Source organism: Fulvivirga sp. M361 (assembly GCF_007097395.1).
In the GTDB taxonomy this organism is placed as follows: domain Bacteria; phylum Bacteroidota; class Bacteroidia; order Cytophagales; family Cyclobacteriaceae; genus Fulvivirga.
The window spans coordinates 336,510-361,574 of record NZ_VKDC01000005.1 but is presented as its reverse complement, the minus strand read 5'-3'; the positions used below and the strand labels follow the sequence as shown (position 1 = coordinate 361,574).

Below are 25,065 nucleotides of genomic sequence, written 5' to 3'. Positions count from 1 at the left end.
AACGACCTGGCTTACACTTACACATGAGATCAGAGCTTGATCAATTTGAGTCTTAAGCTATTCGTAACTACCGAAACAGAACTTAAGGCCATGGCCGCAGCTGCAATCATCGGGTCTAAAAGAAAACCATTGACCGGATACAACACACCTGCCGCTAAAGGAATACCTAATACATTATAGATAAACGCCCAAAACAGGTTTTGACGAATGCCCAAAACGGTTTTCCTTGATAATTTCAAGACTTTTGGGATAGCTTGAAGATCGGATGTGGTCAGGGTGATCTTAGCTACATCCATTGCAATGTCAGACCCTTTGCCCATGGCTATACTTACGTCTGCCTGTGCAAGTGCCTGGGAATCATTGATGCCATCACCAACCATCGCTACTACCTTTCCTTGTGATTGCAGTTCTTTCACAAATTCGGCTTTGTCGCCGGGTAATACTTCCGCTTTGAAATGCCTGATACCTACTTGCCGGGCAACAGCTTCAGCTGTTTGTGGATTATCTCCTGTGAGCATATAGACCTCTATGCCATTATGCTGCAATGTAGCTATTGCCTGTCCGGAGCCGGCCTTTACATCGTCTGCGATGGCAAGTACGGCTAAGACGCTTGTTGAATTGGTAAAATAGATCACCGTTTTAGCTTTAAGGCGGAGTTCATTGGATTTGGCATTGACTTCGTCCGGAATAGAGATAGAACGGTCTGACAGTAACTTTTGGCTTCCTACATAAAATACCTCACCATCTGCCGATCTTGCTGTAGCACCTTTCCCTGTTATACTCTGGAAATCCGTAACACTGATCGGTTTTACTTTCAATTCTTTTAGCTTTTGTACTACCGCGTCTGCCAGCGGATGTTCAGATTGTAATTCAATAGAAAGCAGAAGTTGCTCGTATTTTTCATTTTTCTCTGTCCAGAACATGTCAGTCACTGTAGGCTTTCCTCGTGTTATGGTTCCTGTTTTATCTAATACTACGGCATTGGTTTTATAGCCTGACTCCAGGCTTTCGGCATCTTTGATCAGCAGGTTGCTTTCAGCTCCTTTGCCAATTCCGACCATAATAGCGGTAGGTGTAGCTAAACCCAATGCACAGGGACAGGCAATGACCAGGACAGCTACCGAGGTGAGTAATGCATGTGTGAATGCGTTGTCACCTCCTACCATGATCCAGGTGATAAAGGTAATGATCGATAGCGCCATGACGGCAGGTACAAAAACTGCTGCAATTTTATCCACCAACTTTTGTACCGGGGCTTTACTGCCTTGCGCTTCCTGTACCATTTTGATGATCTGTGATAACAAGGTAGCACTACCTACTTTTTCGGCAATGAAGCGAAAACTCCCTTTTTGGTTGATAGTACCTGCAAAAACTTGTTCACCTTTGGTTTTTTCAACCGGTACAGGCTCCCCGGTGATCATACTTTCATCCACGAAAGAATGGCCTTCAGCTACTTTACCATCTACAGGTATCTTTTCTCCTGGCTTTACTACAATGGTATTCCCAACCTGTACCGATGTAGTCGGGATCTCAGCTTCCATTCCGTTTCTGATGATCCGGAGGGTTTTAGGTTGCAGCCCCATCAGCTTTTTTAAGGCGGTAGAGGTATTGGACTTGGCTTTTTCTTCCAGCAGTTTACCGAGCGAAATGAAGGTAATGATCACGGCAGCCGCCTCATAATAAACATGAGGAGACAAGCCCCTAACATGCCAAAAATCAGGAAAAATTGTATTGAACACACTGAAGATAAAAGCGATACCTGTACTTAGTGCTACCAGTGTATCCATATTGGCTTTTCCATGCCTGGCTTGTTTAAAAGCATTGATAAAGAAACTTCTGCCAAACCAACTCAAAATGGGAAAGGTCAGGACAAGAGAGAGCCACCGCCCGGGTACCCAGTCCATGAAAAACATGCCTAGTATGAATACCGGAAGCGTCAGTAGGGCCGACCAAACAGTGCGTTGTTTGGCCCGTTGGTAATGCTGTTGCTGAAGTTCTTGTTGTACTTCTGATGGGGCTTCCACATCTACAATTAAGTCATACCCGGCAGATTGTAATGCCTGCTGAAGTACATTAGGTGGAACGGTCGGATCATATTCTACTAAAACCGAATGGTCGGCTAAATTCACATTGGCTTTTGACACTCCATCGGTGTTATTAAGAACAGACTCCACACCTAATGCACATCCGGCACAACTCATCCCGATAACCGGGAAAGATCTTTTTTCCAAGACGTTATCAGGATGTTGTAATACAGGGTTTGGCGTTTCCGTAGTTTCCATAAGGTACCTTTTTTAGAACAGTACTAAGTTCTGAAAGGCAAACGTAAAGCTGTTATATGATTCGGAAAAAGCGTTATAAGATTTTGATTATATACCGTCCAGGGCCTGGTGTCCTGGCTTTCTGAGCTTTTTAAAAGCAGTTACTGTCATGCCGGTTTCACGTTTGAATTGTGCAGACAAGTGTGCTACACTACTGTATCCTGTCCGGAAGGCAATCTCGGCTAAAGTCAATTCATTGTAAAAAAGAAGCTCTTTTACCTTTTCTACTTTTTGTTTGAGGATGTAACGTTCTATGGTGATACCTTCAATGGCAGAAAACAATCGGCTTAATGAAGAGTACTCCTGGTGCAGGGAATCTGCTATTAGTGCTGAAAAATTAGTGTTTAAAGGGCTATTATTATGATGTACCTGGTCAATGATCAATGCTTTTATTTGAGCTATAAGTTTTGATTTTTGGTCTTGCAACAGTTCGAACCCTTTGGAAGACAGCTGTTTTTCAAGCTGCTTTTTTTGGTCTTCCGTGAGGGGTACCAGCGAATGGACCTCGCCTAGTTTGATGGTTGCGGTCTTAATATTTAATGCATTGAATATGTTCTCCACTGTTTCGATACAACGGGGACAGACCATATTTTTTATGTGTAAGGTGTTAGCGCTCACGTCTTATTGTAACGACCTGATGGCCTTATTGATTCATTTAAGTGACAGGATTATGCTATTCTGTCAAATGCTCCTTTTTAAGTTTTTCCATTATAGCCTGAATAGCTTCAGGCCCACCGTCAAGAATCGCCTGGGCCTTCTTGGCGTCCTCCCGGTCTACGGGTTGGTATTTCATGCTCCAACGCGCATTTTCCATCAATATCGGGAATAGGTCAATGCCCTTTTCCGTAAGCAGGTAAATGATCTTTTGTTTATGTTGGGGATCGTTTTTCTTATGAATGATACCTTCTTCTTCCATCGCCTGTAAGCGACTGGCCAGAATGTTTGAGGCAATTTTTTCTTTTGACTTTAGAAATTCTCTAAAATACTTTTTACCCTCAATGATCATGTCCCTGATAATGAGGAGCGTCCATTTATCCCCAAATACATCCAGCGCCAGGTATTGAAGGCAGTTAGATCGATATTTTTTTGCTTTACCCATAAAGTATTCTCAAAACCAGTTGCAAAATAAAATCAAAATAAATATAATTACAACCAGTTTTATTTTGCAATCACTTAATTATTATTTCTATGAACAAACCAATGGAAACTGCAACGGATTACCAAAAATGGGTAACTATAAATACTGGCAAGCAGGAGGTTTTCGATGCATTGACGAGAGGAATTGATCACTGGTGGGGGAAGGTAGACCAACCGGCTGTTGAGCCTGGTGATATTTTTAAGATCTCTTTTGGAGAAGGCTCTTATTGGAAATTTAACATAGTCGATCTTGTTGTACCACAAACAGTCACGTGGGAATGCGTAGAGTCGCATCAGGATCATCATATAGCAGGTATAGACAAGGAATGGCTGGGAAGTAAGTTGTATTGGGAAATTTATGAAAATGAAAATGGCACAGAAGTCAGGCTTTTGCATCAGGGATTAGTACCAAGTGGTGTTTGTTATGGTGTTTGTGCTAACGCCTGGGATTTTTACATCGCAGATAGCCTTAAAAACTATCTTGAAAAGGGTGAAGGAAAGCCTGGAGAAATGTAGCTCATTTTCCACTGTTAGGTAGTATGGAAATGAATTCAACAAAAAGGTTGCTGCGGTTTTAGGCAGCCTTCGTTTTTTGCTGAAGCTTGCATTAGGAAGTTTTCCTCATCTCATTCGGCCTGCTAAATGGCCTCACCTGGTCACTTTTTAAGTATGCGGATGTCAATACATTTGACCTTTTTTTTAGGGCTACATTTTAGCGGATCAGGCCTTTGCACTGTTATGATGAGAGATACTCCGGAGTTCGGTGGTACCTGCCATTGCTGGTTTCAATCCTAGGACACAAGGTATGGCAGTTGCTATTCGCGGAACAAACTTTTCTACTGCCAATAGCGAAAATAGTGTGAAATTCAGCAGTTTTAATCTTTTTTAAAACCGGTATCCATGGCCATCACCGGCTCAACGATTGCTTCCGGTTCCTTAATAGTGGCTTGCTTTACATTTTCTGTCATATTCGCCATATGTTCCCCCGGTAATTTTAAGAACCTGAATGAAACCATCAGAGCTATTAAGCCTGTAAGCAACCAACTTATATCTACACTCGCCACATTTGGGAAACGTTGTAAAGTCGCCCAAAACCAATCTCCGGTCATTACGCCGTTAGCCAGTGGCACCAGTAAAGACAATATCCCGCCAATTACCAGGTAGTTTCTATTTTGTTTTGCATAGCTATTCCAAAAACAACCGATAACCAGAAGTATTAACCAGCTCGAAAAGAATACCGCGTTTACTAAAGAAGTACGACCTTCCAGGTCCATAGGGACCAGTTTGTTGGCGATGAAAATGACGGCCATAGCCGGAAACAGGCTAAGGCAAATGGCGAGGTAAACTTTCGTCACGCGATGATGGAACGCTCGTTGTTTTTGCGTGTATTTGTCATTATCCCTGGCAGTACGCCAGATCAATACGCCGCTTAAGATCATAAAGCACGTGATCATAGATAAAATGAAATAAACCACTTTGACAGGAAATCCTCCAAACTCACCAAAATGCAGTTTGCTGATCATTTCGATGACGCCAAAGTTGTAGTTCTTTTGCGTGGGAGAGAAGCTTATTTCATCTATTGGGACACCGTCCGACATGTACATTGCGATACTTCCTCTGGAAGTAACTCCCTTACCATCTTCTATTTTCCAGGTAATCAATGCATCCTCTAATCCGTAATTTCTAACCACAGCTCTTGAAGCGTGATAACCAGGGTAAGCTTGTTCGATCTGTTTTTTCAGGACACTTAAGGTGATGTTTTTCGCTGGTTTGGCATCATGATTCAACTCAACGCCATTTTCAGGCCTTATTATATTAAAGACTTTGGAGGAGTCGCCTTCAAATAAAAACAATACACTGGGTAAAAGTATTAAGGTCAGGAGCCCGAAAAAAGCTCCTGTGATAGCATACATCATTTGAAAAGGAAGTCCGATGACTCCTAATACAGTATGTGCGTTCGTCCAGATCTGCTTCCATTTACCTTCTACCAAAAAGGCGTAAAACTTTGTCAGCAGGTTTTTCCAGTGGATCAGGATTCCGGTAACGCTGGCAAAAAGGAAAAACAGGGCAACTAAACCTGACAAATAGAGCCCTATGACGGGAATTTGCCTGAAGTAATGCAAGTGATATATCGTTTCTCCTAATGTGGTAGGGGGTTTCTTAATATCTTGTACTCTGTACGTTCCTGGCTCCACATAAGCAGCCATACGCTCTGTAGTACTATCCGTATCATGGAACTCCCCGTAAACAAGCAAAAAGGGATTTTTATCTTCCGGGAAAATAATATTTGTAACTGCGTGCCAATCCAATCCATAGGCCTTATCGACTTCTTCCAGGGCCTTTTCATAATTGAGTTCCCCTCTTTGCTGTACCCTGGCATTTGGGTTCTCCCATTGGTAGATCTCATGTCTGAACAGTGCAAATGCTCCGGCGTAGAAGATCACAAAAAGTGCAAAACTGATGACAATTCCTGCTACGGTATGGGTATGGAACAGTACGTTATATGCTCGGTTTCCTAATCCTTTAAGTTTCATAATGGGCAGATAATTAGCTGAAAATGATCAGTGAACAAACGATAATGACCGAACCGAAAAGGCACCAGACATGCCATGCCTTTTTTATAAAAAAGGCCAGCACCATGAATGCGATCCAAATCAGGAAAGCACTGTAGGAAGTGGTTAAGATGACCGGTGCGTTATTGGTCACCAGTGTAGCTGTAGCAATGTGCATGAGCATAGTAGCGATGTAACTGCCCAATATCGCAGCGGTCACCTTGGAGACACGTGTCCAGGTGTCTGAGAGGTATTTTGATTTAGCCGGCATAGTATACAAATTCATAAATGGTCATTCCCACCATAAGCAGGCCCCAGAAAAAGAGCCAGTAACGATGCAGCTTGATGGATAATAACAAAGCGCTCATAGTCATCATAAGTACTACAGCCCAAACCAGGAGGCCGGTAGGTGCATCATTATAAAGCTTGACGAATAATCCCATGGACGATCCCAGGAAAAGCAGAGCGACTACCAGTGTGCCCTTTTTGTTTTTTCTTAAAGGGCCACCCATTGACTGAAGACTTTCCGGGAAGTATTTAGAGGTTCCGTAAAGAAGAAAACAGGCCATAAATGTGATAATGAATGCCATGGTCTAAAAGAATTTATACTGTTCTATTCATCTATGGATAAGTCAAATACACTAACCAAAGGCGCTCCGGTTACGTTGAAGACCAATTCGGCATTGTTGGAAGCCGCATCATAACTGTAAAATGCATTGATGTCCGGGTTTGAAATAGCGAAGTAGGGCTCGTTATTCAGAAAGGCCATGTTGGAGGGGTCGAAAGGAGAAAGGGCCGGAAGTCCGTTGATGGAAGTAACCGTCTGCGCTGCCAGATCCACTTTTACCCAGGCGCCTGTGGGGGCGGAAAAAAGCCATGCGATAATTTGTTCAGTGTCTTCGTTTGATAACCCTTGAAATCCCCCTCTTTGCGTAACCAACTCTGCAATTCTGCTGTCGAGTTCCGCATTGATCAAAGCGTAACCGATATCATTCCTGTGATAATAAAATGTGGTAAGAAAAGCCCCCAGGTTGGTAGGGTTAACTTTTAGCGGCACCTGGAAGTTGTATTCCGGGTCATATTCTGTTGATCCAGCCGGTATTTTTACGATGGCACCGGAAATATTGGGAACGCTGAGATTTCCACCATGATAAAAATACAGGTTGCCTGATTCGTCCATGTAGCGCTGACCGAACCGGTTAAAAACCACTAATTCATCGGTCTCAAAAGAGAGTTCTAATTTGTTTGCCAGTGCATTGGATTGCAGATCAACACGAAAAAGAGGTACGCTGGGTAAGGTCTCACCTTCTTCGCCTCGTGCGACGACGAAAACCTCATCCTGATTTCGGAATATGAATTTTTGGTATCGAAGTGGGAAACCTGCTCCGTTTTCGCTCAGATCCACCGTGGTGATTACCTGCATGGTGGCGGGGTCAAAAATAGATGCAGTATTGGGATCATTCCGATCATGGAACATACCAAAATTTCTATCTCTAATGGCCATGGAGAAAGATTCATCGTTAATGGTTGGAATAAAACCTTCTTCTACGAATTCCCCGTTACCGTTGACGGCAATTTTTGAGAAACCTCTGGACCCGTCCGTTCTGGTCATAAACATGGCTCCGTCACTTACGGATACAGGAAAGAAAGATTGAAAGGCTGTACCTTGCGTAATGTCTATTGTGCCTGTTGGTAGCTCTTCGTAGTATTTCACAAAGTACCCGTCATCAGAAGTACCTGCCAGCACTACAAAACCTGTTTTTAATCGCGTTTCAGAAGGGTTTTCTGAAGCGTCATCGTCGCTACAACCTGTTAAAATAATGGATAAACCTGCCATTAAGACAATGATCAGCCTCATCTGATTTTTAAAATAGAGTAAAGGAATGCTGGATTGAGTCATTTCTATAGGATGATTATACTAGTGTAAAAGATATCTGATTTTAAAATGTAGATTCCTTCCCGGTTTGGGGATTCGGAAATTGTCGAAGACCTCATTGTCGGTGAGGTTGTTCACTTGTCCTGAAAAAGACCATGGAGTATTCGTCAATGCATAGGTAAGCCCGGCATCTAATTGCTGTTGCTGAGGGATGGCGTTATCTGAATTAGTAGTACCGCCTTCCAAAATAAGGCTGAACTCCTTAACGAAAGCATAATAACCGAAAACGGTGATACGATGACCTGACTTCCAAGGTGTATTAAATGAATACCTGGTGGAAAAGTTGAAGAAAAACGTTGGAATATTGGGTACCGGATTTCCAACTCCGTTGGTATTCGTGGCATTTTTATCACCGGCTATTACAATATCCTGGTAGGTCAGGTTAGCATCCAAAAGCAGGTTACGATGAGGCTTTGCTTTAATGGTCAACTCCACCCCCTTAGCATCCACTTCATCTTCATTTATGAAGAAGCTGGGATCGTTTTCATTACGGCCGGCCTGTAAGCGCACAAGATTGGACTGATCTCGGAGAAACCAACTCAAATCAATGGAAACCATGCGGTAAGCATCAAAATTCAGCTTGTAATATCCTCCGATATTGAGGTTGTTACTTTGCTCAGGTTCCAGGTTAAAATTTGGGGCTATGGTGACAAAATTCCCGAATATCTCGAATTCATCCGGGATCCGGATCGCGCGTTCGTAACTGGCCCTTAAAAATAGATCAGGTGTTAGATTGTATTTGAACCCAGCTCCGTATCCATAATCATTACCACTGACTGTGGACTCAAAAACGGTCAACCCTCGCCGCTGATTAAATTGGATGGACTGGTTATCATAATAATAAAATTTACCATACACCAGGGTTGAGATTTTCTCATTTAGCCAGGTAGACTCATAAGATAGTCCCAGGATATTCTTGTTAAGAAGAGAAGGTACCGTATTGGGGTCAATGTTATCTTCGGTGATGCGAATGCCAATAGGATCTTCACCCTCTATTTTTTGATGTGCGTAGAAATTACTGAGTTTCAATGTATGGTGATAAGAAAAAGGATAAGTAACGGTAAGCCGGTGCGTGGTGGATAGATTTTCACCCTCCCTTAGCGAAGGGTTCGAAAGTATCTCCGAACCGCCATTTAAAGAAATATTTGGGTTGATCTCTCCCCTCCAATTGTAAAGATTGGTGGTGCTGTCGTCGATATTAGTGAATGTAAAATTGAGATTGCCGAAATAGTCTATGCGTAAGGCATCGTTCAGAAAGCTTTTTTTGTATCGTACACTTTGAAATAATGACCGGTTCGAGCTTGCAGCTTCACCAGCCGGTATACTAGCTACCCGAATACCATGTTGGATCTCGTCTGTACGTTGATTGAATCCTGTGTAAAGGGTCAGTTCATCTGCCCAGTTTTTATCCTTCAATCCTAACTGGACCTGCAGTTGAGAAGATTGATGGGCGTTATGGAACCGTTCTACTGTTATTTCTTCTTCTCTCGACTGTTCAGGGATCAGGTTTCGCACATTCATTTCATAGTTATTGTCCGAATAGTTGAAAAAACCACTCAACCCAACGTGTACACCATTATCAAAGACCTTGACGCCGCTGAATGTAGCAATGTGTGTGTTAAAAGAAGCTATTTCATAAGACGCATCCAGGTAGCTGGAAAACGCTTTTTTGGGAACTACATTGATGCCTCCGGCCAGTGCATCGGTTCCTATATCAATAGGCATCACTCCTTTATAAATGTCAATTCGGTCGACGGAATTGACCGGCAGGTTGTTCAGTTGGACACTACCTCCTAAAAGCTCCAGGGGTATGCCGTCGTAATACTGGCGTACGGCACGGCCAGTTAATCCGTTCAATTGAACATTGATATCACTTCCAAGGCCACCAGACTGCCTTACCCGTACTCCGGATGACCGGTCTAAGATGGATACTATACCTGCGGATTCAACCTGTAGCTTTTTGAGGTCTATAGACGCCACCTGTAAGGGTAGCTCAGATAACTCCTGACTTTCTGACTTTCCCCGGATAACCACCTCTGACAAAGTGGCCACTTCTTCCTTCAGTATAAAATTTAGTGCTATTAGCTTATTATTATTGACCTTTATCTGATTTTGCTGTGTTTCAAACCCTACTGCAGACAATTCCAGCGTATATGAACCTTCCGGTATACCTACCAGAACAAAATTGCCCCGGACATCAGCTGCGGCCCCGTAATCTGTGTTTAAAAGACGGATGGTAGCCCCGGGGACGCCATTTCCCTTCTCATCTATTATTGAACCCTTCAGGTCAGCGGCTGAGACACTGGTTCCACTGACCAGTAAAAAAATGATCGTAAAAAATTGCTTTATAGAAAGCCCCAGCACTGTTTTTGCCTTTTGATTATCCGGAGACATCTCAGGTCGATAGACATCACGCTTACTACGCTTCTTATACCTGCGTCCCCACCAAAGTAAAAAGCCTGTGACGGGTAATGAAGCAGTGACCAGGCTGATGATAAAGGCCAGTATCTTACCAAAAATACCACCAATCGCCCCCACATGGATATCATAATTCATGCGGATCACTTTATCAGCAAGTGTCGCATTTTTATATTCCCCATAGATGCCGGGCGTTTCAATTTCTTCCAGTGTATTTTGATCGTAAAATAAGTAGTCAGAACTGTAGTATACACCTTTCTGATAAGACACCTCGACATAGATGGAAGAGGAGTCTGATGCCGGGTAGTGGACCTCAAAGCTTTTGTAGTCAGGATGTTTAAGAGCTAAAAGTGGAAGCAGTTTATCTATTGGCCGAATAGCATCTTTAGATTCGTTAAGGTCGGTAAGAGCCGTGTTGTCAGGTATGATGAACTGCGGGGCTTTATCTCCGCCCCAACTTTTATAGGTAACGAAATAGATCCAGTCAAAGGCCATGATCAGCCCTGAAAACGCCAGGACTAACGCAAATACAGCTACATAAAACCCGGTGACAGAGTGGAGGTCAAAGTTTTTTCGTCTCCATTTCGTAGTAGATCTCCAATCGAATTTGAACCTCTGCTTACGGGTTTTTTTGTTTTTTGGCCACCATAAGATGATACCTGTGACGAGCATAACGACAAAAAGCATTGTGGCATAGGCGGTGATCTGTGAGCCTATCGCTTTAGGTAGCCATAGATTCAAATGACCGTCCAAAACAAACCCGAAAAAACCGGACCGGTGGTCTTTGACACCCATAAATGCTCCATTGTAGGGGTTCAGAAAAACAGATTGATAAAATTCAGGTTCGGCCTGATAAAATATTACTTCAAGAGCGTCGGTTTCATGACCATAGACGGTCCCATGAATATGCCTGTCAGGGAATACTTCCTGTGCCAGTTCTTTCGCTTTGCCGGGAGAGATGAAAGCCCTGTCTTCTTTTAATATGGTTCTTTCACCTTCTGTCAGATGAAGGATCTCTTCCTGGAATACCCAACAGCATCCGGTAATGGCAATAACAAATACAACCACTCCGGAGGCTAATCCGAGATACAGGTGCACTGTTCCGGCAATACGTTTTAGTCGACTCTTTTTTGTCATCCCCAAGGTATGAAATCACTCAGCAATGCATTGCTGAGTGATGGTTAAGGTAGTTTTTAGTCATTTTTTTAGCGCCAGGATCCCTTTTGTCCAGTTGCCTTCCAGTTGTGCTCCTTTCTTTGCTGAGGCCGTACCGGGGTCCACTTCATAAATGAATGCCCCGTTAACGTCACTTACATTGATGTACACTTTTCCGTCATGTATCAGATGGGCCATGCCCCATTCTCCACCGTGAAGCGGTACTTCAGTCACTTTTGTTACGGTTTGATTGTACAGATCGGCTATGGCAATAGAGCAGATGGGATTCTCAGCATCGGGATCATAGGTGGCCCATAAGCCGCTGTCATCCTTTACCATGCGCACTACAGCTTTACCGTTTCCTGCATAAACTGCATTATTGACCTTATATCCGCCACTGGCTGTTTCGAAATTGAAGAAGTAGGAATCATCAAAATCAGTAGCCCCGTTTTTAATTCTTAAAAACCCGGATGGATTAGTAGGTGTGGGAGTAAAGCCTGAAGCCAAAGAGGAAGTAGAGAAGGAATAGATATCACCCATTTCGTCTTCCTGAAGGCTGGTAAAAGAAAGGTAATTGCCTATATCAGAGGTTCTGTTATCAGTAATGATTTTTTCAAACTCCAGTTCCGGATACGAATAGATGGCAATTCTTGCTTCATTGGAATTAGGCGTGGCAAATGCCGGTACACCATCATCTTCTCCGGCCCCTAACAGGTAATACGACATGAATAATTTGTTTCCTTTTACGATAAGATCCGTAGGCCAGGCTACCAGGCCATCTTCTTTTCTTTCGTCAATCCGGGTACGCGCACGACTCCTAATGGACATGTCATTTTTATCAATGGTATAAATGATACGTTCCTCGAATCCGGCCCTTGTAACACCTACAGCCAGTAATGTATTATCATCAACATCCACATAATTATAGGTTTGTAATTCTGTGATCAGGCTCCCGATATTAGTCAATGTGCCATTGACCAGGCGATAACCGGTTAAGGTGTTGTCTGTGGCATAACCACTGGTAATTAGTGTATTGCCTGCATTGATATAGGACATCCATGCAGGTTGCTCAAAACCGGAACCTAAAGGGGATATGATACCCTCCATAAGGTTATTTACCGGTAGAAGCACATCAGCACCTGATGTGGCCTCTACTCCGAGCACAAATTGTACGTCTCCCGTAGTTCCTATGAAGGGTTGCTGCTCATCGTCATCCCCACACCCGATAATACATGTAAGAAACAGCGTGATGCAGCTGATGGTTAAAACTTTTGTTATACGTGAGTTCATGGTGTTTTAATTGAAGTAGTTAATTAAGGTTTTGTGTTAAGAAAATTCTTGCTTTGATGGCGAATGACCTACCTGGTTTTTGTTGATTTAGGTTATCAAACACCCGTTCATTTAAAATATTGGCAGCAGTGAAAGACAGGTTGTACTTTCCGTTATTCTTAGTATAAACGAGCTCCAGGTCACTTGTGAACTGGGTCGGGATAACCGCTTTTGTAGATGAGTTGGCCAGGCTGGGCCAATTGAAGAAGAACTCGTGAACATAATTTTGGATGGCACTGATAGAGAAATTGTCATCAGCGCTAAATACTTCACTGAAATTGTATGAGGCGGCAAGATTACCAAAGAGATAAGGCTGGTTAGGGATACGGTCCTCGTAAAACGGGTCTGGCTGACTTCCTTCTCTGCCTTTTACCCACTTACCGTTATTTCGAAGGTCCTGGTAGGTACCGTTGAGACTGAACCTCAGGTTGTTTTTTAGCATGTATTGAATATTCATGTCCACTCCGGTGGCCAGTACACTGGCTTGATTTTCGAAGGTACTTCTGACACCAACGGTTTCCGTTCTCATGAAATCTTCGGAATCGCGCAGAAAAAGATTGATGTCTGTTTGAAGGTTATTATTTTTTGTCGGTTTGAAGTTATAGCGAAGACCCAGGTTATAATTCTTACTTTTCTCTGGTTCTAAAAAGATGTTAGGTAATATTGAAATGCCATTCCCGAATAGTTCCTCTGTTTCCGGGAACCGGTAGGCGCTTTCAAAACTGGCTTTGAGCTGAAACCCCGGACGAACGAAGTATGTGGAGGCAAAGCCATAACCCAGCTCCGATGCATTACTGGTAAAGTCAATTTCCTCGGTCCCACTGTAATCCGTCTCTGTTGTATTTAGGCCGAACTGATACCATTTGCCAAATACGGTGGTATGCAACTTGGAACTCAAGAGTTTAGTAGTGTATGCGAGGCCTGCTACACTCTTGTTTACTGTACTGGGTTTGCTGAATTGCGTGTTTTTTTGAGCATGTAGCTCGTCAGTTCCCTCTAATGTCATGCTGTTAAAAGACAAATTGGCGGAAACATTATGGTTTGGTAAGATCTCATATTCCGTATTTATATTACCTAGTAAATTTGACCTGTCTAATTGAAAGAGGGTTTTTCGTTCTACTTCCCCGGTGGTGGTATGAACGTTTTCCTCTCGGTTTCCCATCCAGTCGTACCGGTGACTACTTGTATCCTTAAGGTTGAATTGTGAATTAACATACACCAGGAAGCTGGATACATTCATTTTACCTCCTATAAGTCCCTTTTTCTGATAAGACAGGTTTGTGATCCATTTAGCTTCTTCCTGTATTACCTCACCAAGGGGAATCGCGGTAGTTCCAAGGGCCTGCGGTGGTTGCTGAAGGTCATTGAAATTATCAGAATACATGATGCCTACCATTAGCTCATCGGCGAAGCGTTTATGGGTTATACCGCCTTCCATCCAGACCATTCTTGATTCATACGAATCATGAAACCTCCTTACTTCAGTGGTTTCATCGGAAAGTTTACCTGTTTCCACATCCAACAGGTTTACATCTATTTTGTAATCATTGTCAGAATAATTGTAGAATGATTTTAACCGAAAAGTTGCACCACTTTTTTTATTATAGAGTTGGCCGTTGATAGCCCCACGATGTGTATTGAAAGACCCATGGGAATATGAAGCGTCTATATAGGACATCGGCCTTTTATCTGTGATGATGTTAATGGCCCCTCCCAAGGCATCGGAAGACAGGTGAATAGGGACAACGCCTTTATAGATCTCAATACCGGAGATGATGTTGGCAGGAAAATTATTTAACGTCAGGGAGCTCCCGAAATAATCCATGGGTATACCATCAATAAAGGTCTTGACCTGGTTGCCTGTCAACCCGTTGAGAGACAATGAGAAAGCCGAACCCAGACCACCATCCTGCCGGATGTTCACTCCAGATACCTTATTCAGGATTTGATTAACATCCGTGGATATGTTCTTGAATTCCTTAGCTTCTACTACCTGGATGGCATAGGCTTTCTCGCGCATTTCAGTAGCTTCTGATTTGCCATACACCACTAATTCATCCAGCTCCTTAGCCTGTACCTCCAGCACTATGTTTAGCTTTACCTGCAGACTAGATGGTAAGTCCACTCTCCTAAAGGTTTTTTTATAACCTATGCCCGAAATGGCTATGGTATAAGTGCCTGGTGCAATTCCGACGATCTCATAAGTACCCTCAATGTCTGCAACGGCACCTATTGACGTCCCCTCCAACAACAGAGTAACACCAGGCACAGGGTTGCCATCGTTTTGAACAACTTTCCCGGAAAGAGAAGCCAGCTTCTTCTGTGAATAGGAAAAAGATCCTAACAACCAGAACGAAATAAAAAAAAGACAATACCGTGACATACGTTTGAATCTTTATTTAGAATGATTCTAAGTTGCAAATTACGCATGCGTATGCCTGGTTATCAATCGCTAGTGGTAGCGATTTTGTATCACTAGTTATAGTGATCGGTATAGGGAAATCATGGACTTCGCTTGGTATATTCTTTGGGAGGCTTCATCAGATTATAATCGATGGCTTGCTTTTTTACCTCATCAGCTTTACTCCTCTTTGTTAAAGTGATAGGTTGCGCCAAAGTTAAGGACCAGGGGAAACCTGTCTGAAACAAGAAACAAATAATATAGTAAGAAATTATCTTAAGGAAGAGCTATTCTAAGGTACAAGGGCCTTTCTTTGATCTATATCTCCGGGCTGTCGGAGGTACAGCAATTTTACGCTTTGCTCATAACTTACTCTTCTTATTTGAGGTAAATGACAAGAAGTTTCCTGGAGGTGAGGTGGTGTTCGCTACCCATCTGAATTTAAGATTTTCAGCTGAAAGTTGCTGGTAGCAGATCCTGAAACCGCTCTTCAAAAATCCCAGATGTATTGTTCTGACAGAGTAGAGTCGTAGGCAAAGAAATTTTTTGAGAATGAAGATCCGATGGGTAAATCGATCCATGTTTTGGATTATGGCTGTAGCTATGAGGTCACAGGGGTGATGTTCTGACCCATTCACACTTAACCTTTATATGAATGGGACCGAAGGAGGCATTTGAGATGTGGGACCATAAGCGATCTGTATTGGCGTTTCAAAGCTACCAAACAGCCTGCTACCCGTTAGGGAATATGTCAAGCCTTTACCTGTTTTCATGTATATGAGTATTTATTTTGATTATGACTTGCCTTGAACTATTTAGCCCGGTGGAGTATACCACTAAGCAACTAACGACAGAGACTGAGATCAGGAAGGTTATGGGGCTCTTACTTTGGATGAAAGTTATCAGGCCAATAATCACCATTCCAATAAAATACTGGGAAAAAGTAACTTCTTTTACATTGAACCTACTCTTGTAAGCTAGTTTCATCAGGGTAGCTAGCATACGGTAATTTATGGCGCTTCCAATGACCAGGAGGCTGTCTGACATCAACCTTTCGTCATCAGGGGATTTTTCAGTTACCTACGGCTTCCACTTCAAAAAGCATTCCCTCCAGGGCAAGCATTGGTACTGGTATCAAGCTTTGGGTGGGAAAGACCCCATTGGTCCATATCAACTTTGACTCCTCTATGAGTACCTGATGTTTTGAACTATCATAATCTACAATGAGCGTGGTAAGTTTTACTGTAGCATGTATGTCCAGTCCTACTTCACACAGAGCTTTCTTTACATTTTTTTAATACCTATTTTACCTGTATTCGAAAGTGTGGTAACATCACCCCGTGATGATCTTCACCACTTTGGCCTGAAATCATAACTAGTCGGGCATTGGTTTGAAGTGTGGCATTTGGGAATATCCGTTCGTCGTGAGGGCGTAAAGTGCTTTGGAGTTTATAATTTTTAAGTTGACTGAATTATTTCGTGTTTTTATTCTTGATATTTTGTTTGTTATAGTAAGACAAAATAGTCTGAGAAAACGCGACAAAACCGGCTTTAACCCATCGTCTTTCCTTTGTCTTTTTCAAAAAGAAACCTTGATATTCGACAACAAATGTTTTTCATTCTGAAATTTTATTTAATACAAACGCAGCGTTCGGTATCCATTTAGCATTTAACTAACAATGAGTAAAATTTGATTGGTCCATTGAGTGAAATAGAGATCGTAGCGTTGTGCAGAAAACAGGACAGAGTAGGCGAACGCTTACTTTTTAAAAAGTATTACACCTCCATGCTCGGTTTATGCAGACGCTATGTAAGCGATGAATATGCGGCTAAAGAGGTGTTAAGTGATGGATTTGTCAAGGTTTTTCACCACCTGGATACGTTTGAGTTCAGGGAGGGCAAAGGATTAAAAAGCTGGATAAAAAATATTATGATCAATGAAGCTTTGATGTATTTACGAAAGCATAGAAAGTTTCAGAAGAATGTTTCCCTGGATGAGGTATACGATGCTCCCGGGGTTCAACAGGTAGAATCTATGGATGCTGAGCTCATTCATAAGGCGATAAGAGACTTGCCTCCCGGTTATCGTACGGTGTTGAATATGTCTCTAATAGAAGGTTTTTCGCATAAAGAGATCTCAGAGAAGTTAAATATAGCCGAAGCTGCTTCACGGTCACAGCTGGCGCGTGCCAGAAAAAAATTACAGGAATCATTAAAAGGGATGCTATGAAAAAGAACGTATCGTTTGATGTCATCATCAAAGAAAAGGTCACCCATCTTGAGGAGAGTAGCAAGGGTGAAGAGATGGAGGAGACTGAACTGTGGGAGATGGTCCGGTCCAAAAGAAAACCGGCCTGGCGTGTGTCGGGGCGAACGGCATTTTGGATAGGAGGAGTGGCCGCCTCACTCACGTTGCTGCTGATCATCCATTTTGCTTCTGATACTGATCATGAACGTGTTACTTTTTCCAGGAATATGCGCGCTGTAGTACCTTCGGATATACATAAAGAGGATGATCCGCACCGGGTGGATGATCTGATATTATCCCGTTGTGCGGAGATCAATGAAATATGTCAGACCCCTGAATTTAAAGAGCTTCGGAAAGAGTTTGACCTCATCGAGGATGAACTGAAAGACCTGCAACTAATGATCTCCCACTACGGTGCAGATGAGTTCATTATCCAATCAAAAATTAAAATAGAAAATCACAGGTCCGAGATTGCATTCCGGATGATGCAAATGTTAATGTCATGAAAAATTTAATCTTACTTGTTGGGTTCAGTATTATGGTCGTATCGGGTGTTACAGGCCAGGATGAAGTCCATGTGGCGACCAGGACAATAGAAAAACGACTGGAATATGCACAAGGTGATGAACTGGAAATAAGAGCAGAAAAAGCCGTTATCAATATCTCCACCTGGGATAAGAAGCACATCAGCCTTGAATTGAAACTAATATCCAAACACAAAAAGAAGGAAACGGCTCGCTCTGAATTGGACCTGCTGAAATACGATGTCAGTACGGTTGGGAGGAAGCATATAATTAAAAACTTCTTTGAGGCTAGTGATAAATTCGTTCGGGTGAAGGGTAATCTGCTGACGGAATTTACTTTAAAAGTGCCCCAGGGCTGTGACATTGTCCTTACTAACCAATATGGCAAGCTTTCAGTGACCAATTTAAACACGAACATGAGCGCCTTTTTAAAGTTCGTGGATTGCGAAGTGACCAATGGTACGGGATTGCTCAATATAGAATCTTCCTTTGGGAATATTTATGTCAGCGGTTTTTCAGGTAGTCTGAAAGCCAGGCTGGAAAGGAGCAACCTGGAACTGATAAGCTTTGACGGTATTGCTGACCTCGACACGCATTATGGAGAAGTGAGTATAGAAGGCGGGCTCTTTAAAAACCTGGCTGTGAATGGTATTCGAACAAAAATTGATTTTGCCACCTCAAGGATAGAGGCATACAACTATGACGTGAAAACCACTTTTTCCACGCTCAGAGTGCCGGAAAGTATCGGTTCAGACCTCCTGTTGGATAACGAGTCCCAGCAACTGGCTAAAAATTTTAAGATCAACAATCCAAGAATAAAACTTCATACTACCTATGGCTCTATTAACCTTAAGCAAATTTTCAGTGCTTCGAAAAAATAGGAGTATTCTACTTCTTGGTTTATTCCTTTTTACTGGCACACTATCCTCTGCTCAGGAAGAGCAGGTTAAAGATTCTACAATAGTAGATAAGTCCTGGCGCTCATCGTACTCCTACCTCAACATCGCGGATTATGAGATGAAGATTATGTTTAAAATAATGCAGCCGAGGTATAACATGTATAATGGCATTGTCGGGGGAAACCTTTCGATAGAATCTAAATTATCACCCTCCATATCTTTAGAGACGGGGTATATAGTGCCTTCTCATGATTTTCATACAGTATTTGGCAGGTTGCGCTATTATACCAAAAAGAGTAAAGGTTCCGGTGGAGTTAATAACTTTATAGGCAGTCATTTTTTAGTTGGTGTTGACAAATTTTTTGAACGGCGGAATGATTATAACATAGTTTATCGGAGTATTTATCCAAATGACCTCCAATTCAATTTGGGGTATGGTTATCAGGGCAAAGTAGGCCGATACGGATACTATAATGTTCTTGCAGTTGTGAATTATGGTGTTGATCGTAAAACGGCCTACGGTCTTCTTCGGGTTGATGCAGGGTTTGGTTATGGAATAGCACGCAAGTCTAAAAACGCCAGTGCTGTGACAGAGCCCCTCCCGTTCATTCATACTAAGCGAGGGTTGTTTAAGGCCTCTAACATAGGTTTTGCCTTAGGGGAAGAGCACAAAGGAGCAGGAATTGAATTGGCCTATGAGCGATCGGTCTGGGGGGATATGACCATTGAAGGCTCTCTTTTCGGTGCATTTGGAGAATATAATTATACATTGGAGGGTGTGGATCAGAAAGTGCGGTATGACTGGATCGTGGCTGATGTGAATTTGAGATATTATTACAACAGGAAAAAGAGGCTAAGCCGTGGCAAAATAGACAGGGATTTTTGCGGTCCCTATCTATTGATGGGGGTTTCTGAGTCTTTAGGCAGCCGAGATCCGACCCGATTTATAATGATCTCACCTTATTATGGTGATAGCTTTTCGGGTCAACCCATTTATAGGATGGGATGGGGTTATCAGCAACAGATCGGGAAACATGCATTTATTGATTTCAACTTAGGACCGAGCTATAATACTAACACAGGCTTTGAGGCATTTTCAAACTTGAAAATTGGACTGAGTTTTTAAGCCTCTGATACTTCATTAAAGCACCGGAGCTGAGATATTCTGTATTGATTATTACTATGAGTAATATATCGCTATAGATGTCAAGTCTTTATCTTCCATTACAATCCCGAAATGTCAATGGCTAAGCCTGATAAAAGCATCACGCAGGTACGATGGTCAATTCCATGCAATATGTATTTGTAAATTGTTGAAAGAGTTTTTTACCTTTAGAAAGAGTGCCGTGTAGGATGGTACTGGAGAGATATTTTAAAAGACTCTGTCAGGTTTAGGGAAGGAGCTGAAAAGACCGAAAGATCAAAGTGATCCATATTACAATGTAATTAAATTGATACTATGGGGAAGAAAGAAAAAAAAGAGATCCCACAGGATAAAATTGAACGCTATGAGCGATTGGTCCAAAGTATTCCGGAATTGGAAATAAAGACTAATTTCGGATTTCCATATACTTCTCTGAACGGACATATGTTTTCATTATTATCAAAAAGCGGTTATGTCGGGATTCGACTTCCCAAAGAAGAAAGAGAGCAGTTTTTAGAGAAGTACAATTCTACACTTTATCAACCTGAACCCGGGCCACTTTTAAAAGAGTATGTGACCGTACCAAATGAGTTATTGAATGATACTGAGGAATTAAAGCATTCTTGAAAATCAGTTTAGACTATATAAAAACGTTAAAGCCAAAACCTTCAAAGAAGAAATAGGAAGCAGTTGCGGGCATAGATCAAAATGAAAAAAAAGCTAATCATACTTTCGGATCTATGGGGCAAAGAGAGATCGCAATGGATTGACTTTTACAGGATACCGTTGAGCGAGAAATTTCAAGTAACGTACTATGATTGTTGTGAATTAGGCGATGTGAGTAAATCGGATTATACGGAAGGAAGCCTTCATGAGCAGTTTGTAAATGGTGGTATTGAAAGAGCAGTACGTCAACTCGTTGAGCTTGAGAAAGAAAAGGTCAATATGCTGGCGTTTAGTGTTGGAGGTGTAATTGCCTGGAAATTCGGAATTGAAAGCGCTGCAATCAGATCACTTTATTGTGTTTCATCTACCAGGTTACGTTACGAGCAGATCAAGCCTGAAGGAGAGATAGAGCTGTTCTTTGCCGATCACGATGACCATAAGCCTCAAAAAACTTGGTTTGACAAGATGCAGGTTGAATTCAAAATAATAAATAATGCAAGACACCAGATTTACGTTAATCGAGAATTTGCAGAACAGTTGAGTAGGCAGGTCCTTGAAAAACATCCATAATATTAGCCACGTAATATCGGACTTTACTGAAAATTCACTTCCATCTCTTTTGGGGAGCACAGTGCGAAGAACTCGAGATGAGTATAGATGCTGGTAGCTGGCTTCTGGTCAAAGGGCTGGTAAGACATGCGAGTTGTTTTGACGGCAATCCACGCCATTTCAGGGATACATAGGGCTCTCTCGAAAATTCCATTTTCAAGGTTTGTTTCTGGGTGCTGGTCACTGGGCCACTGGCAATACAGTGCACAATTTATTGATTATCATCATATTACAAATACACTTGAAAAATGATGTTGCTCAGTCGCTTATTGCAAATCAGACCGTGATAGAAGATAAAAACCTCGAAAATGGCATAATATCAATGATTTTGAGGTTCAAAACACCCAAACCTCCCATAAAAAGGTGCATTTAAACGTCAAAAACACACTTTTTGAGCTAAAACTATTTTTCATGAGTGGCCTANCATATTACAAATACACTTGAAAAATGATATTGCTCAGTCGCTTATTGCAAATCAGACCGTGATAGAAGATAAAAACCTCGAAAATGGCATAATATCAATGATTTTGAGGTTCAAAACACCCAAACCTCCCATAAAAAGGTGCATTTAAACGTCAAAAACACACTTTTTGAGCTAAAATTATTTTTCATGAGCGGCCTACATAAGGGTATTAACCGATCTATTATCGCCTATAGAACCGGAATGTTGGAGTACAGGAGGATGAAAGCTGATGAAAACCTCAAAAAAATAGCTTAGTCAGCATTTATTTTGAGGTTTATGCTGTCTTTGATGGTTACTTTATATCAGCTTATCTTCTATTGCTTTTCTAACGAGTTCGGCAGTATTTTTAGCTTCTATCTTATCCATTATGTTTCGACGATGCGTATCTACCGTTCTTACACTAATAAATAGCTTATCTCCGATTTCTTTGTTACTCATCCCCTCTACTATGAGCTTGAGTATTTCTTTTTCTCTTTCTGTCAGATCTCTGGCGTCATCAAATGTTCGCTTTTGTTTGATCAGCGAGCGAGTGAGTATGTTGGATACCTCGTTGGTATAATATACGTCACCGTCTGCCACTACTTTTATGGCAGCCAGAAACTCTTCTTCTTCGGTGTCTTTAGGTAGGTAACCAAGTGCCCCGGCTTCGAAAGAACGTAATATATACTCCTCATCATTATGCGTTGAAAGAACCAAAACCTTTGTAGTCATTTCTTCGCTTTTGAGTTTTTCAGCTAATTCAATCCCGGTCATACCAGGCATTGAAATATCTGTGATTACAATATCAGGTTTTAAGCTCTTGATCATTGAGTAGGCTTCAGTACCGGAAGCTGCCTCTCCCAGGATCTCTATGCTATCGTCGGAACTGATCAACAATTTAATACCTTTTCTCACTACGCTATGATCATCAGCGAGTACTACCTTGATTTTATTCTCCATTATCATTTGTATTTATATGGGCCAGTACTTTTATTGTAGTACCACATCCGGGTTTTGAATCTATAATAAATTTGCCATCTAATAGCTCTGCGCGTTCTTTCATATTGTAAAGCCCTTTTCCGGAGCTGTTGTTAATGGCATTTTTAGCTACGGCTTCTTCACTAAATCCTTTTCCATTGTCTTTAATGTCCAATGATAGCTCCTCGCCTGATTCCTGAAGGTTTACTTCTATGCAGGTGGCTTCGGCGTATTTTAAGGCATTGTTGATGGCTTCCTGCGCCACCCTGTATAATCCAACTTCCAGGTCTTTAGGAAGCCTTTCAGTGGTCGTTTTATGATTAAATACAATGCTTGTTATGCTGTCTGATGATAATTGATGCGACATTTTTTCCAAAGCGGCCACAAGACCAAAGTCATTTAATACTGTAGGCATCAGGTTATAGGAGATCTTCCTCACTTCGCTGATCGTAAGATCTATGATTTCGCTGGTATCTTTGGCGTTTTCCAGGAACAACTCATCCGTTGAACCTTTGGATAATTGACGGAGGCGTAATTTAGCTGCTGTAAGCAACTGTCCCAATCCATCATGTAATTCGCGGGATACCCGCCTTCTTTCTATTTCCTGGCCATCGATAATGGCAGTAAGACGTTTTTTTCGTTCACTTGCTATGAGCTTTTCCATAGCTTTTCTTCGGGTAATATCCCGATTTATACTAAGAATGGCTTTTTTATCCTGGTAGCTTACCAGTGAAGAGCTTACCTCCAAATGCATTTCCTCGCCGTCTGCTTTTAGCTGTATTGCCTCGTAAGAATGTCTTTTGCCTTTTTTAAGCACAGCTTTAGTGTGTTGATCACTGGCTTCGGGAAATTTGGAAATGGTTTTTAAATCCATGTGGATGAATTCGTTTCTGGAAAAACCGTATACTTCGCAGGCACGGTTGTTAACATCCATTACCATTTGTGTGTCAGGGTCAAAGATCAGAATAGGATCATGGGCGTTTTCAAAGAGTCCCTGATAATCTTCCTTTGACTTTTCCAGTTCTTTTTCTATAATTCTTCTTTTCTTTATTTCCCCCTGTAACTGTATGTTGGATTTGGTCAGGTTCTCTGTTCTTTGCGTTACTAAGGATTCCAGGTTTTCGTTGATACTTTTAAGTTCCTGCCTGCTTTCTTCCAATTCATCCTGGATCTGTTTTTGAGCGGTGATGTCCGTGCCGGTGCCGACCAGACGTACTACCATTTTATTTTCGTCCCGGATTGCCTGAGCACGAGCTAAAAGCCATCTGACAGAACCATTTTTGTGAAGCATTCTGTACTCATACTCATAGCGCTTGCTTTTTCCCGATATATAATCTTTCAGATCAATTTCGGCCCGGGGCATATCATCCGGGTGCATGCGATTGCCTATGGCTTCAATAGAGTTCTCCATTTCTTCATTGGAAAACCCAAGAAGAAGTTTCAGCTTTTCATCTATGAAAGCGCTGTTTTCTGCCATATTCCAGTCTACCACACCGGTCTTACCTGCATCCACCGCCAGGTCATACCTCGTTTTTGCTACCTTAAGTATTTCTTCGGCCTTTTTTCGTTCAGTGATATCATGAAATATACCCCTGGTAGAAATCGGGTCTGATAGGTTGCAAAAGATATTTCCTTCTACAAATACTTCTTTGCCAGACTTTGTAACGAAACATACTTCTTCGTTCTTAAATACTTTACCCGCTAATAGTTGTGTGAATATTTTAAGGCAATGTTTATGGTCCCTGGGATGAATGATGTCAATAAATGTTAGTTCTTTCGCTTCTTCCAACGTGTATTCCATTTTTTTTACCCAGGCAGGGTTTACATGGATAAACTTTCCATCTGCGCTGACACTTTGTATCATGTCATTGGCATTTTGGAAAAGGTCAGAATACCTTTCCTCTGTCTCTTTCAGCTGCGCCTTAATTTTATTATGATCAATGGCGCGTTCTATGGTGAGAGGAAGTACATTGGCAAATTCATGGTCAAAATCCTTCACCAGGTAGTCAAATGCGCCATTTCTCATGGCTTCAACAGCTACAGACACATCTTCCATACCACTCACAAATATGACGGGGATATCATTTAGGTGGGGAAGGATCTCGAATGCATCACCATCTTTTAATTGATAGTCTAAAATGGCGACATCAAATGTATGATCTTTGAGTTTTTCTTTTGTTTGAGCGATTGAAGTGCAGAATTCATATTTACAGGGTTTTTCCCAGTTTTTCAACATCCTCTCATACACCATTAAGGTGAAGTCGTCATCCTCTGTGAAAAGTAAATTATAGGGGCGCATAATATGA

General features: G+C 41.9%; 19 protein-coding genes. 7 read left to right on the top strand and 12 right to left on the bottom strand.

Translation table 11 applies throughout. The annotated features are described in order from the left end of the window. Window positions 1-29: 29 nt before the first annotated feature. The 3 genes from FNH22_RS06755 to FNH22_RS06745 form a co-directional block, all read right to left on the bottom strand. Window positions 30-2,282, bottom strand: a complete 2,253-nt coding sequence (locus FNH22_RS06755) for a heavy metal translocating P-type ATPase (protein WP_143397578.1) — start codon at window positions 2,280-2,282, stop codon at window positions 30-32. Window positions 2,283-2,369: 87 nt separating this feature from the next. Next, window positions 2,370-2,882 (bottom strand): AraC family transcriptional regulator, encoded by a 513-nt coding sequence (locus FNH22_RS06750; RefSeq protein ID WP_255518001.1) that lies wholly within the window; start codon window positions 2,880-2,882, stop codon window positions 2,370-2,372. A gap of 112 nt (window positions 2,883-2,994) precedes the next feature. Then, on the bottom strand, window positions 2,995-3,420 hold the full coding sequence (locus FNH22_RS06745) for a helix-turn-helix domain-containing protein (RefSeq protein WP_143397576.1): 426 nt from the start codon (window positions 3,418-3,420) through the stop codon (window positions 2,995-2,997). A gap of 89 nt (window positions 3,421-3,509) precedes the next feature. Between FNH22_RS06745 and FNH22_RS06740 the strand changes: the two genes are divergently transcribed. Beyond that, window positions 3,510-3,974 (top strand): SRPBCC domain-containing protein, encoded by a 465-nt coding sequence (locus FNH22_RS06740; protein WP_143397575.1) that lies wholly within the window; start codon window positions 3,510-3,512, stop codon window positions 3,972-3,974. A gap of 359 nt (window positions 3,975-4,333) precedes the next feature. Here FNH22_RS06740 and FNH22_RS06735 read toward each other — a convergent pair whose 3' ends face one another. Genes FNH22_RS06735 through FNH22_RS06705 form a run of 7 tightly spaced genes read right to left on the bottom strand, consistent with a single transcriptional unit; the run spans window position 4,334 to window position 15,231 of the window. Further along, entirely contained in the window at window positions 4,334-5,992 is a 1,659-nt protein-coding gene (locus FNH22_RS06735; protein WP_143397574.1) for a PepSY domain-containing protein, read from the bottom strand. 13 nt (window positions 5,993-6,005) lie between these two features. Continuing rightward, entirely contained in the window at window positions 6,006-6,281 is a 276-nt protein-coding gene (locus FNH22_RS06730) for a hypothetical protein (protein ID WP_143397573.1), read from the bottom strand. Further along, the gene (locus FNH22_RS06725; RefSeq protein ID WP_143397572.1) at window positions 6,271-6,600 is read right to left on the bottom strand and encodes a hypothetical protein; all 330 of its coding nucleotides are present in this window, start codon (window positions 6,598-6,600) and stop codon (window positions 6,271-6,273) included. The genes FNH22_RS06730 and FNH22_RS06725 overlap by 11 nt, the downstream gene beginning before the upstream one ends. Window positions 6,601-6,623: 23 nt before the next feature. Further along, on the bottom strand, window positions 6,624-7,868 hold the full coding sequence (locus FNH22_RS06720; RefSeq protein ID WP_143397571.1) for a hypothetical protein: 1,245 nt from the start codon (window positions 7,866-7,868) through the stop codon (window positions 6,624-6,626). Between the two features lie 60 nt (window positions 7,869-7,928). Beyond that, window positions 7,929-11,501: a TonB-dependent receptor domain-containing protein gene (locus FNH22_RS06715; RefSeq protein ID WP_143397570.1), complete on the bottom strand. Its 3,573-nt coding sequence runs from the start codon at window positions 11,499-11,501 to the stop codon at window positions 7,929-7,931. 60 nt (window positions 11,502-11,561) lie between these two features. Beyond that, a complete protein-coding gene (locus FNH22_RS06710) occupies window positions 11,562-12,809 on the bottom strand; it encodes a DUF4374 domain-containing protein (RefSeq protein WP_143397569.1) in 1,248 nt (415 codons plus the stop codon). A gap of 19 nt (window positions 12,810-12,828) precedes the next feature. Then, window positions 12,829-15,231 carry a TonB-dependent receptor gene (locus FNH22_RS06705; RefSeq protein ID WP_143397568.1) on the bottom strand — a complete coding sequence of 801 codons (2,403 nt, stop codon included), beginning with the start codon at window positions 15,229-15,231 and terminating at the stop codon, window positions 12,829-12,831. A 1,720-nt stretch (window positions 15,232-16,951) separates the two neighbouring features. Here FNH22_RS06705 and FNH22_RS06700 point away from each other — a divergent pair. The 6 genes from FNH22_RS06700 (at window position 16,952) to FNH22_RS06675 (ending at window position 21,300) form a co-directional block, all read left to right on the top strand. Next, on the top strand, window positions 16,952-17,479 hold the full coding sequence (locus tag FNH22_RS06700) for an RNA polymerase sigma factor (protein ID WP_143397567.1): 528 nt from the start codon (window positions 16,952-16,954) through the stop codon (window positions 17,477-17,479). After that, complete coding sequence (locus FNH22_RS06695; protein ID WP_143397566.1) at window positions 17,476-18,003, top strand: hypothetical protein; 528 nt, start codon at window positions 17,476-17,478, stop codon at window positions 18,001-18,003. The genes FNH22_RS06700 and FNH22_RS06695 overlap by 4 nt, the downstream gene beginning before the upstream one ends. After that, entirely contained in the window at window positions 18,000-18,902 is a 903-nt protein-coding gene (locus FNH22_RS06690; protein ID WP_143397565.1) for a DUF4097 family beta strand repeat-containing protein, read from the top strand. Before FNH22_RS06695 ends, FNH22_RS06690 begins: the two co-directional genes overlap by 4 nt. Continuing rightward, the gene (locus tag FNH22_RS06685) at window positions 18,856-20,046 is read left to right on the top strand and encodes a hypothetical protein (RefSeq protein ID WP_185154104.1); all 1,191 of its coding nucleotides are present in this window, start codon (window positions 18,856-18,858) and stop codon (window positions 20,044-20,046) included. The genes FNH22_RS06690 and FNH22_RS06685 overlap by 47 nt, the downstream gene beginning before the upstream one ends. 333 nt (window positions 20,047-20,379) lie before the next feature. Further along, window positions 20,380-20,691: a TfoX/Sxy family protein gene (locus FNH22_RS06680; RefSeq protein WP_143397563.1), complete on the top strand. Its 312-nt coding sequence runs from the start codon at window positions 20,380-20,382 to the stop codon at window positions 20,689-20,691. 81 nt (window positions 20,692-20,772) lie between these two features. Then, window positions 20,773-21,300 (top strand): alpha/beta hydrolase, encoded by a 528-nt coding sequence (locus FNH22_RS06675; RefSeq protein WP_143397562.1) that lies wholly within the window; start codon window positions 20,773-20,775, stop codon window positions 21,298-21,300. Between the two features lie 799 nt (window positions 21,301-22,099). On the opposite strand, the gene FNH22_RS06670 is transcribed toward FNH22_RS06675, so the two are convergent. Both FNH22_RS06670 and FNH22_RS06665 read right to left on the bottom strand, forming a co-directional pair. Next, window positions 22,100-22,741 (bottom strand): response regulator transcription factor, encoded by a 642-nt coding sequence (locus FNH22_RS06670; protein ID WP_143397561.1) that lies wholly within the window; start codon window positions 22,739-22,741, stop codon window positions 22,100-22,102. Beyond that, on the bottom strand, window positions 22,731-25,058 hold the full coding sequence (locus FNH22_RS06665; RefSeq protein ID WP_143397560.1) for a PAS domain S-box protein: 2,328 nt from the start codon (window positions 25,056-25,058) through the stop codon (window positions 22,731-22,733). The genes FNH22_RS06670 and FNH22_RS06665 overlap by 11 nt, the downstream gene beginning before the upstream one ends. Between the last annotated feature and the right edge of the window lie 7 nt (window positions 25,059-25,065).